Annotated in this window: 8 protein-coding genes and 1 pseudogene; 6 read left to right on the forward strand and 3 right to left on the reverse strand. The window is 65.8% G+C overall.

Annotated elements, in window-relative coordinates:
• The 4 genes from VFH65_RS07310 to VFH65_RS07325 form a co-directional block, all read left to right on the forward strand.
• Window positions 1–419: inositol monophosphatase family protein (locus tag VFH65_RS07310; protein ID WP_353320487.1), on the forward strand; the 419-nt coding region annotated here is incomplete at its 5' end.
• Window positions 420–508: 89 nt separating this feature from the next.
• Window positions 509–1,747, forward strand: coding sequence for a cysteine--1-D-myo-inosityl 2-amino-2-deoxy-alpha-D-glucopyranoside ligase (gene mshC, locus VFH65_RS07315; protein WP_353320488.1), 1,239 nt, complete (start codon window positions 509–511; stop codon window positions 1,745–1,747).
• A 140-nt stretch (window positions 1,748–1,887) separates the two neighbouring features.
• Complete coding sequence (locus VFH65_RS07320) at window positions 1,888–2,766, forward strand: SDR family oxidoreductase (protein ID WP_353320489.1); 879 nt, start codon at window positions 1,888–1,890, stop codon at window positions 2,764–2,766.
• Window positions 2,763–4,199: a DUF1254 domain-containing protein gene (locus VFH65_RS07325; protein ID WP_353320490.1), complete on the forward strand. Its 1,437-nt coding sequence runs from the start codon at window positions 2,763–2,765 to the stop codon at window positions 4,197–4,199. Before VFH65_RS07320 ends, VFH65_RS07325 begins: the two co-directional genes overlap by 4 nt.
• On the opposite strand, the gene VFH65_RS07330 is transcribed toward VFH65_RS07325, so the two are convergent.
• Window positions 4,196–5,086 (reverse strand): PAC2 family protein, encoded by an 891-nt coding sequence (locus VFH65_RS07330; RefSeq protein ID WP_353320491.1) that lies wholly within the window; start codon window positions 5,084–5,086, stop codon window positions 4,196–4,198. The two genes, VFH65_RS07325 and VFH65_RS07330, sit on opposite strands and share 4 nt — an antisense overlap.
• A 130-nt stretch (window positions 5,087–5,216) precedes the next feature.
• Between VFH65_RS07330 and VFH65_RS32025 the strand changes: the two are divergent.
• Window positions 5,217–5,409, forward strand: a pseudogene (locus tag VFH65_RS32025) (hypothetical protein); the annotation flags it as partial.
• A gap of 154 nt (window positions 5,410–5,563) precedes the next feature.
• Window positions 5,564–9,313: a methionine synthase gene (gene metH / locus VFH65_RS07335; RefSeq protein WP_414688374.1), complete on the forward strand. Its 3,750-nt coding sequence runs from the start codon at window positions 5,564–5,566 to the stop codon at window positions 9,311–9,313.
• 241 nt (window positions 9,314–9,554) lie between these two features.
• On the opposite strand, the gene VFH65_RS07340 is transcribed toward metH, so the two are convergent.
• On the reverse strand, window positions 9,555–10,136 hold the full coding sequence (locus VFH65_RS07340) for a dihydrofolate reductase family protein (RefSeq protein WP_353320492.1): 582 nt from the start codon (window positions 10,134–10,136) through the stop codon (window positions 9,555–9,557).
• A gap of 66 nt (window positions 10,137–10,202) precedes the next feature.
• On the reverse strand, window positions 10,203–10,818 hold a 616-nt coding region (locus VFH65_RS07345; protein ID WP_353320493.1), incomplete at its 5' end, for an AraC family transcriptional regulator.

A 10,818-nucleotide genomic window follows, 5' to 3' on the forward strand; every position in this document is an offset into this window, starting at 1 on the left:
CGGTGGCACTGCCTGCGCGCGACGAGGTGTACCGCACCGACACCGTCACCGCACCGTCGCCGCGCGCCGACGGGCCCATCCGCATCACCGCCAGCGCCGCCCGCCCACCCGCCGTGTTGTGGTGGCTGCGCGAGCGGATGGACATCCAGACCGTGCGCATCGGATCGGCAGGCGCGAAGGCGATGGCGGTGGTCCGCGGCGATGTCGATGCCTACATCCACGCCGGTGGCCAGTGGGAATGGGATTCGGCGGCGCCCGCAGGCGTGGTGCGCGCAGCCGGTTTGCACGCCTCCCGCATCGACGGCTCGCCGCTGCTGTACAACCGCCACGACCCATACCTGCCCGACCTGCTGATGTGCCGATCGGAGCTGGCCGAGGTGCTGCTCGAGGGGATCTGGTCTGCCTACCGCGACCGATAGCGGGAATGTATCGGCCTTCAGCGTTGTAGCTGACGTAGGCAACGCACCATCAGGAGGCGGACCTGACCGAACACCTTAGAGTCGACGCTATGCAATCGTGGCCGGCTCCGGACGTTCCGGCGGTATCGGGGCGTGGGCCGCAGCTGCGGCTGTACGACAGCGCCGACCGGCAGGTCCGCCCCGTCACCCCCGGCGACACCGCCACCATGTACGTCTGCGGCATCACGCCCTATGACGCCACCCACCTCGGTCACGCCGCCACGTACCTGGCGTTCGACCTGGTGCACCGGTTGTGGCTGGATTCCGGCCACCAGGTGCACTACGTGCAGAACGTCACAGACGTGGACGATCCGCTGTTCGAACGGGCGGCGCGCGACGGTATCGGCTGGCGCGAGCTGGCCGACCGCGAGACGGACCTGTTCCGTGACGACATGGCCGCGCTGAGGGTGTTGCCGCCACACGAATACGTCGCGGCCACCGAGGCCATCGAAGAAGTGGTCGAGGTGGTCGAAAAGCTGCTGGCGTCCGGGGCGGCGTACATCGTTGACGACGCCGAGTATCCCGACGTCTATTTCCGGGCCGACGCCACAGTGCAGTTCGGTTACGAGTCGGGCTATGACCGCGACACCATGCTGGCGCTGTTCGCCGAGCGTGGCGGTGACCCTGACCGCGCAGGCAAGGGTGACGAACTCGACGCGCTGCTGTGGCGCGCGCAGCGACCTGACGAGCCCAGCTGGCCGTCGCCGTTCGGCCCCGGCCGGCCGGGGTGGCATGTGGAGTGCTCCGCGATCGCGCTGTCCCGCATCGGCACCGGGCTGGACATCCAGGGTGGCGGCAACGATCTGCTGTTCCCGCACCATGAGTTCTCCGCGGCCCACGCCGAATCCGTAACGGGCGAGCGTCGATTCGCCCGTCATTACGTCCACGCCGGGATGATCGGTTGGGACGGGCACAAGATGAGCAAGAGCCGGGGAAACCTGGTCCTGGTTTCGCGGCTACGGGCCGACGGCGTCGAACCGGCGGCGATCCGGCTTGGGCTGTTGGCCGGTCACTATCGCGCTGACCGGTCATGGAGCGACAAAGTGCTCGCCGACGCCACCGCCCGACTGCAGCGGTGGCGCAGCGCAACAGCGCTGCCTGCTGCTCCTGACGCAACCGATGTGATTTCGCGGGTACGGCGCTACCTCGCTGACGACCTGGATACCTCGAAAGCACTTGCCGCACTGGATGGTTGGACCACCGATGCGCTCACCTGCGGCGGTCACGACACGCACGCGCCGCAGACCGTGGCGACGGCTGTCGACGCGCTGCTCGGTGTGAAGCTCTAGAACCTCGCAGCTGCTGCGTTCGCTGCGTTCGCGAGAGTTACACCAGGGTCGTGAATCCGCTTCGCGCCACGGCCTTGGTGTACGTCTCGCGAGGATGACAGCGTTCCGCCGCCAGCGGCAGTGGAGTACGTTTCGAGCCTATGAGTTCTGTGAACGGGAAAGTCGCCCTGATAACCGGCGGTGCGAACGGCATCGGCGCCGAAGTGGCGCGCCGCCTACACGCCAAGGGCGCCAAACTGGTACTGACCGACTTGGACGAGGGTCAGCTCAAAGACATGGTCTCCGCGCTCGGCGAGGAGCGCGTGCTTACGGTCGTGGCCGATGTACGTGACCTGGCGGCGATGCAAGCCGCCGCGGACAAGGGCGTCGAGCGTTTCGGCGGCATCGACATCGTGATGGCCAACGCGGGCGTCGCGAGCTACGGGTCGGTGCTTCAGGTTGATCCCGAGGCGTTCAAGCGGGTCATCGACGTCAACATCGTCGGCGTGTTCCACACGGTGCGCGCGGCGCTGCCGTCGGTCATCGACCGTCGCGGGTACGTGCTGATCGTCTCGTCGCTAGCGGCCTACGCCGCCGCACCGGGGATGGCGTCCTATGACGCGTCGAAGGCCGGCGTCGAGCACTTCGCCAACTCGCTGCGCATGGAGGTCGCGCACCGCGGCGTCGACGTCGGGTCGGCGCACATGTCCTGGATCGACACCGCAATGGTGCGCGACAGCAAGGCCGACCTGCCGTCCATCAAGGAGCTCATCGAGAGCCTGCCGGGCCCCTTGAACAAGACGACGACGGTGCGCAAATGCGGCGAAATCTTCGTCAAGGGCATCGAGGGTCGCAAGCGCAGAGTGAACTGCCCGGAATGGGTAGGCCTGATGCGGTGGCTGCGGCCGCTGCTGGCCACTTCGATCGGTGAGTCCCAGACCGTGAAGTCCGTGCCCGACCTGTTACCGCGGATGGATGCCGAGGTTGCCGCTCTGGGCCGGTCGACGACCGCCCACACCGAGGCGATCGAAAAACATTGATCCGTCGCATCGGGGTACTCGTAGCGATCGTCGCGCTCGCCGCCGGCTGCAGCACCAAAGGGGCGAAGGAGGAAACGGTAACCTCAGCGCCCCCGCCTGCGCCGGCCGCCGTCACTCCGGAGCAGGCCCGCGCCATCGCCAAACAGGCCTACATCTACGGCTTTCCGATCGTCGACAACTACCGGGTCCAATACGCGTACTTCGTGAACAAGGACAACCCCGAATACAAGGGCGGTTGGAACGAGATTCACAACACCGCAAGGGTTTTCACGCCCGACGACAAGACTGTCCAGACACCCAACTCTGATACTCCGTACTCCGCGGTCGGTGCGGACCTGCGCACAGAGCCGCTGGTGCTCACCGTCCCGCCGATCGAGCAGGACCGCTACTACTCGTTGCAGTTCGTCGACGGCTACACCTACAACTTCGCCTACGTCGGCAGCCGCACCACCGGCAACGGCGGTGGCAAATACCTTCTGGCAGGCCCTAATTGGAAGGGTGACAAACCCGAGGGCGTCAACGATGTCATCCGCTCGGACACCGAGCTGGCATTGGTGCTCTACCGCACCCAGCTGTTCGGCCCGTCCGATCTCGATAGTGTCAAGAAGATCCAGGCCGGATACCAGGTTCAGCCGCTGTCGGCCCATCTGAAGCAGCCAGCGCCAGCGCCTGCCCCGCCCATCGACTTTGTTCCACCGTTGACTTCCGAGCAGGAGCGGACGTCGCCGCAATTCTTCGAGATCCTCAACTTTGCACTTCGATTCGCCCCGACGTTGCCCGCCGAACAGGACCTGCGCGCCCGGTTCGCGACCATCGGCATCGGTCCCGACGGTGATTTCGACGCCGACAAACTGACCCCGGAGATGCGGACCGCGATAGAGGGCGGGATGGCCGACGCGTGGGCCGAGTTCAACGCCTTCAAGAAAGACAAGGTCGACACCGGTCAAGTGAGCTCGGCGCAGTTCTTCGGCACCGCGGCGGACCTCAAGGACAATTACCTGTACCGGATGGCCGGAGCGGTGTTCGGCATCTACGGCAATACGGCGGCCGAGGCGATCTACCCGAGCTTCTCGAACGACTCCGCCGGCGCTGCGCTGAACGGCGCGAACAACTACACCTACCGCTTTGCCAAGGATCAACTGCCGCCGGTCAACGCGTTCTGGTCGCTGACCATGTACGAGCTGCCGCAGAGTCTGTTGGTCGACAACCCGATTCGGCGCTACTTGATCAATTCCCCGATGCTGCCGAGCCTGGTGCCCGACCCCGACGGGGGCTACACGTTCTACATCCAGAACGCCTCACCCGGCATCGACAAGGAATCCAATTGGCTGCCTGCGCCGAACGGGCCGTTCACGCTGGTGCTGCGGTTGTACTGGCCGAAGCCTGACGCGCTCAACGGCGTTTGGAAGGCACCGCCCCCGGTTAAGGCCTAACTCCGGAACCCCGGACCGCGACGGCGCAGGTAGCGTTCGAACTCCGCGGCCAGCGCGTCGCCGTCGATCTTGCCGATCGCCTCGTTCATGTCGACCTCGGCGTCGCCGCGCTCCTCGAGCGACTGCACGTACTCGGCGATCTCGTCGTCCTCGGCCGTCATCTCGGTGACGGCCTGCTCCCACTCCTCGGCCGCCGTCGGCAGGTCGGCCAGCGGCACCTCGATGTCGAGCACGTCCTCGACGCGGCGCAGCAGCGCCACCGTCGCCTTGGGGTTCGGCGGCTGCGATACGTAGTGCGGCACCGCAGCCCAGAACGTCACCGCCGGAATTCCGGCCTGCACGCAGGCATCCTGGAACACCCCCGCGATTCCGGTTGGTCCTTCGTAACGGGTTTCCTCCAGGCCGAACGTCTTCGCCGAATCGGGGGAGTAGGCAGCACCCGACACCGGCACCGGCCGGGTATGCGGCGTGTCGGCCAGCAGCGCGCCGAGGATCACCACGGTCTGGACGTTGAGCTTGTCGGCAATTGCCAGCAGCTCCGCGCAGAACGTGCGCCAGCGCATGTTGGGCTCTACACCGTGCATCAGCACGATGTCGCGGTCGGATCCGGGCGGACGGCAGTGTGAGATCCGCATCGACGGCCACACCAGTTCGCGGGTGACGCCGTCGACCTGCCGGATGACCGGCCTGTTCACCTGATAGTCGTAGTACGCCTCGTCGTCGATCTCCACGATCAGATCGGCTTCCCAGATCGCGTCAAGGTGTTCCAGCGCGTCACTGGCCGCGTCACCGGCGTCGTTCCAGCCTTCGAAGGCGGCGACGACAATCGTGTCGTTCAGTTTAGGCAGGTCGGGCGGCCTGTGGCCGCTCGCATCCGACGAGGTCACTAGGCCAGCGTAAGCCCTGTGTGGCGGCTAGGAGGTCCATCGCCACACGGGTCGGATTTGGTAGTGCGACTGCCCGGTATGTGTGACTGATGTAAACAATCGTGCGTACGACACCGATTTGCGGGACACGCTGTCGAAGCGACTTGTCGTAGGCAACGGCGCGATGGGCCACCCAGCTGCCCACTGGAACTGCTTTGATGCCGGGGCCGACGCCGCCGAGATGAAACATGTTCGGCTGCAATCTCGTTAACCTTGTTGATTACAACATTGCCGACAAGATCCGCGAGCTGTCGCTCAAGGGCACTGCGATCGCCAAGCTGGTCGGGTCGACGCGGCGATGAGCTGGCGTCCAGACGTCGATCGGGTGACGACGTAGACTTGTCCGGTCGAGAGGCGTTGCAACGGATCTGGGTCCCCCCTCGGTATCCGCCACGCTCGGCAGAGTCAAGGACGCCTTCCGCTAAGGAAGGAGTGCACGTGAACGCCGTTGATTCGAACACCTTTGCGCCGAATATTCGCCCCGACTGCACTGACGAACTGACGGCTGCTCTGCGCGAGCGGATCATGGTGATCGACGGCGCCATGGGCACGGCGATCCAGCGGGACCGGCCGGACGAGGCCGGCTACCGCGGCGATCGGTTCACGGAGTGGCCGACCGCTCTGCAGGGCAACAACGATCTGCTCACCCTGACGCAGCCGCAGATCATCGAGGGTATCCACCGCGAATACCTCGAGGCCGGTGCCGACATCCTGGAAACCAACACGTTCAACGCGAACGCGGTCTCGCTCTCCGACTACGACATGGCGGACCTGAGCTACGAGCTGAACTACGCAGGCGCTGCCCTGGCCCGCAAGGCCGCGGACGAGTACAGCACGCCGGAGAAGCCCCGCTACGTCGCCGGCGCCATCGGGCCCACCACGCGGACCGCGTCGATCTCGCCGGACGTCAACGACCCCGGAGCCCGCAACGTCTCCTACGACCAGCTGGTCGCCGCCTACCTCGAAGCTGCCAACGGCCTGGTCGACGGTGGTGCCGATCTCCTCATCGTCGAGACGATCTTCGATTCGCTGAACTCCAAGGCGGCGGTGTTCGCCATCGAGACGCTGTTCGAGGAGCGCGGACGCCGCTGGCCGGTGATCATCTCGGGCACCATCACCGATGCTTCCGGGCGGACGTTGTCCGGTCAGGTCACCGAAGCATTCTGGAATGCGATCAGGCACGCGAAGCCGCTCGCGGTCGGCCTCAACTGCGCCCTTGGCGCGCCGGAGATGAGGCCCTACATCGCCGAGATGGCGCGGATCGCGGACACCTTCGTCTCCTGCTACCCGAACGCCGGCCTGCCCAACGCCTTCGGCGAGTACGACGAGTCCCCGGAGCGTCAGGCCGGCTACCTCGCCGAGTTCGCCGAGGCGGGCCTGGTCAACCTGGTCGGTGGTTGCTGCGGAACGGCGCCGCCGCACATCGCCCAGATCGCCAAGGTCGTCGAGGGCAAGCCACCGCGCGAGCTGCCGGAGATCCCGGTGGCCACCCGGCTCGCGGGCCTGGAGCCGCTCAACATCACCGACGACTCCCTGTTCGTGAACATCGGTGAGCGCACCAACATCACCGGCTCCGCCCGGTTCCGCAACCTGATCAAGGCCGAGGACTACGACACCGCGCTCTCGGTCGCCCTGCAGCAGGTCGAGGTCGGTGCGCAGGTCATCGACATCAACATGGACGAGGGCATGATCGACGGCGTCGCCGCGATGGACCGGTTCACCAAGCTGATCGCGACCGAGCCGGACATCAGCCGCGTCCCGGTGATGATCGACTCCTCCAAGTGGGAGGTCATCGAGGCGGGCCTGAAGAACGTCCAGGGCAAGCCGATCGTCAACTCGATCTCCATGAAGGAGGGCGAGGAGAAGTTCATCCGCGAGGCACGGCTGTGCCGCAAGTACGGCGCCGCCGTCGTCGTGATGGCCTTCGACGAGCAGGGTCAGGCCGACAACCTGGACCGCCGCATCCAGATCTGCGGGCGGGCCTACCGGATCCTGACCGAAGAGGTCGGCTTCCCGGCCGAGGACATCATCTTCGACCCGAACTGCTTCGCGCTGGCGACCGGCATCGAGGAGCACGCGACGTACGGGATCGACTTCATCGAGGCCTGCGCCTGGATCAAGGAGAACCTTCCCGGGGTGCACATCTCCGGCGGTATCTCGAACGTGTCGTTCTCGTTCCGGGGCAACAACCCCGTCCGCGAGGCGATCCACGCGGTGTTCCTGTTCCACGCCATCAAGGCCGGCCTGGACATGGGCATCGTCAATGCGGGTGCGCTGGTGCCCTACGACTCGATCGACCCCGAGTTGCGGGACCGGATCGAGGACGTCGTGCTGAACCGCCGCGAGGATGCGGCCGAACGGCTGCTGGAGATCGCTGAACGGTTCAACAGCTCGGAGAAGGCCGACGACCCGGTCGCAGCCGAGTGGCGATCTCTCCCGGTCCGCGAGCGGATCACGCACGCCCTGGTCAAGGGCATCGACGCCGACGTCGAGTCCGACACCGAGGAATTGCGGGCCGAGATCGCCGGCGCAGGTGGGCGCCCGATCGAGGTCATCGAGGGCCCGCTGATGGACGGCATGAACGTCGTCGGTGACCTCTTCGGCGCAGGCAAGATGTTCCTTCCCCAGGTCGTGAAGTCGGCCCGCGTGATGAAGAAGGCCGTTGCGTATCTGCTGCCGTTCATCGAGGCGGAGAAGGAAATCTCCGGTGCTGGGGCGAGTAAGGACACCAACGGCACGATCATCATGGCGACCGTGAAGGGCGACGTCCACGACATCGGCAAGAACATCGTCGGGGTCGTCCTGCAGTGCAACAACTACGAAGTGATCGACCTCGGTGTGATGGTTCCCGCCCAGAAGATCCTGGACGCGGCGAAGGAGCACAACGCCGACATCATCGGGCTGTCCGGCCTGATCACCCCGTCGTTGGACGAGATGGTCAACTTCGCCGTCGAGATGGAGCGTCAGGAGCTGAAGATCCCGCTGCTGATCGGTGGCGCGACCACCTCGCGCGCCCACACGGCCGTGAAGGTCTCGCCGCGCCGCAGCGGTCCGGTGGTCTGGGTCAAGGACGCGTCCCGCTCGGTGCCGGTCGCGGCAGCGCTGCTGGACGACAAGCAGCGTCCAGCCCTGCTGGAGGCGACCGAGAAGGATTACGCGTCGCTCCGTGAACGGCACGCCCAGAAGAGCGAGCGGCCGATGCTGACGCTGGAGAAGGCCCGCACCAACCGGACGCCGATCGAGTGGGACGACTACACGCCGCCGGTGCCTGCCCAGGGCCTCGGCGTGCGCGAGTTCCTGGACTACGACATCGCGGAGCTGCGCGAATACATCGACTGGCAGCCGTTCTTCAACGCCTGGGAGATGAAGGGCCGTTTTCCCGACATCCTCAACAACCCGGTCTCGGGCGAGACGGCCCGCAAGCTGTACGACGACGCGCAGGAGATGCTCGACACCCTGATCAAGGAGAAGTGGCTGACTGCCAACGGGGTGATCGGGTTCTTTCCGGCGAACGCGGTCGGCGACGACATCGAGGTCTACACCGACGAGACTCGTACCGAGGTGAGGACCACGTTGCACAACCTGCGCCAGCAGGGCGAGCACCGGGACGGGATCCCGAACCGCTCGCTTGGCGACTTCATTGCGCCCAAGGACACGGGCCTGGCTGACTACGTCGGCGCCTTCGCCGTCACCACGGGGCTTGGAAGCCAGGACAAGATCGTCGAGTTCAAGGCAGCCAACGATGACTACAGCGCAATCCTGCTGGAGTCGCTCGCCGACCGGCTGGCAGAGGCGTTCGCCGAACGGATGCACCAACGGGTCCGCAAGGAGTTCTGGGGATTCCAGCCTGACGAGCAGCTGGACAACGAGGCGCTGATCGGTGAGAAGTACGTGGGAATCCGCCCTGCCCCCGGCTACCCGGCCTGCCCGGAGCACACCGAGAAGGCAACGCTCTGGGAGTTGATGGACGTCCAGGAGCGGACCGGCATCGAGCTGACCGAGTCGATGGCGATGTGGCCCGGTGCTGCCGTCAGCGGCTGGTACTTCTCGCACCCGCAGTCGCAGTACTTCGTGGTCGGCCGGATAGCCCAGGACCAGGTTGCCGACTACGCGAAGCGCAAAGGCTGGACCCTGAGGGAAGCCGAACGCTGGCTCGGCCCCAACCTCGGCTACAACCCGGAGGACTAATAGGGCGACGACGTCGTCGTGCTCACTGAGCCCAGACCCGTTGCGCCAGAACGGTTCCGACGAATTCGCGAGGCCAAGTACTTCAACGTCTAAACTTGGCGTTCAACCTCGTTGCGAGCCCCGTCTGGCCACGACTTCACACCGACCGGGAAACGGCCTCCGGCCTGCGCAAAACGCAGCCGGAGGTCCGATCTGGTGTCACCGTCCGCAGTAGACTTCTTCGCGTACCCGCTCAGATCGGTCAACGGTGCACCCGAAAGCGCAGGTGAAGCACCCGGTTGCCCTGAATCACCACGTCAGGTTCCTCCAACAGGTGCTGCGCGTGGACCGACCCGAAGTAGCGCTTGCCGGACCCGAACACGACGGGTACGACGTCCATGCGCACCTCGTCGATCAGGCCCGCGGCAAGCACCTGGCCACCGACGTCGCCGGCGGCGACCTCGACCATGCGGTCACCCGCAAGCTCCTGCGCCTTGGCCACGGCTGCCTCGACGCCGTCGACGAAGTGAAACGGCGCCTCGGGGTCCCAGCCTTCGGGCTTCGGCCGGTGCGTCACGACGACCGCGTGGTCGATCCCGCTTGGGGGCTTCCCGTCCCAGCCGTCCGTAATGTCGAAGACGTGGCGGCCGGCGACTGTCGCCCCGATCTGGTCCCAGTACGGCCGGGTGTAGTCGTAGGACGTTTGTGACACCTTCAACTCGCCGCTCTCGTCCAACGGCACGTCACCGTTGAGCAACCAGTCGAACAGCGGTCCGGGCTGGTCGTTATCGTCCGCGATGAAGCCGTCTACTGACACCGAGCTGTACATGACTACTTTGCCCATGGGCGCTCCTCTGTTTGGGGGATGCCCTCAAATTAGAGTTTCGTGGGCTGTCGCTCTTGTAAGAAATCAATCGGTCGGCAGCGGCCAGCCGTCCAGTACGTGGCCGGGATGTTCGCGCAGGAACCGCCGCCGGACTTCGACATATCGTGTCGGTGTGAGCCCGGTGACTGCCCGGAACTCGTGGCCGAAGTGGGCCTGATCGAAGTAGCCTGCGCTACTGGCGAGGTCGGCCCAGTCGATCGGTTCGGCGGGGTTGATCGAGAACACAGTGGCGGCGAAGCGGTAAGTGCGGGCCAACCGCTTCGGCGTGACGCCGATGAGCTCCTTGAACCGCTGAGCCAGATGAGTGCTGCTGACACCGGCTGAAACCCTCAGGTCGCCGATCGCCACCGCCCCGCTGGTCGCCGCGATGACGCTGCTCGTATGGCGGACCAGCCCCAGGCCGGCGGTCTCGCACAGCCGTCGCATTAGCTCCTCCTCGAGCAGCGTCAGCATCTCGTGCGGTCCGTCCGCCGTGGCCAGCCGCTCTCGCAGCTCAGCAATCGCGGGCCGGCCCCAAACCTGCTCTACCGTCACCGGCCGGTCACACAGCTCGGCCGCGGGCATCGGCAGGAACGGCGCCAGCCCCCACGGCTTGAAGTGCACGCCGGCGGACCGGGTCCGGAGTGGGTAGCCGAACTCC

It is taken from the genome of Mycobacterium sp. (assembly GCF_035697385.1).
In the GTDB taxonomy this organism is placed as follows: Bacteria; Actinomycetota; Actinomycetes; order Mycobacteriales; family Mycobacteriaceae; genus Mycobacterium.

Excerpts from the sequence above, each read along its gene's own strand:
- VFH65_RS07340 (WP_353320492.1), bottom strand. The coding sequence starts at position 10,136 with ATGGGCAAAGTAGTCATGTACAGCTCGGTGTCAGTAGACGGCTTCATC.
- VFH65_RS07320 (WP_353320489.1), top strand. The coding sequence starts at position 1,888 with ATGAGTTCTGTGAACGGGAAAGTCGCCCTGATAACCGGCGGTGCGAAC.
- mshC (WP_353320488.1), top strand. The coding sequence starts at position 509 with ATGCAATCGTGGCCGGCTCCGGACGTTCCGGCGGTATCGGGGCGTGGG.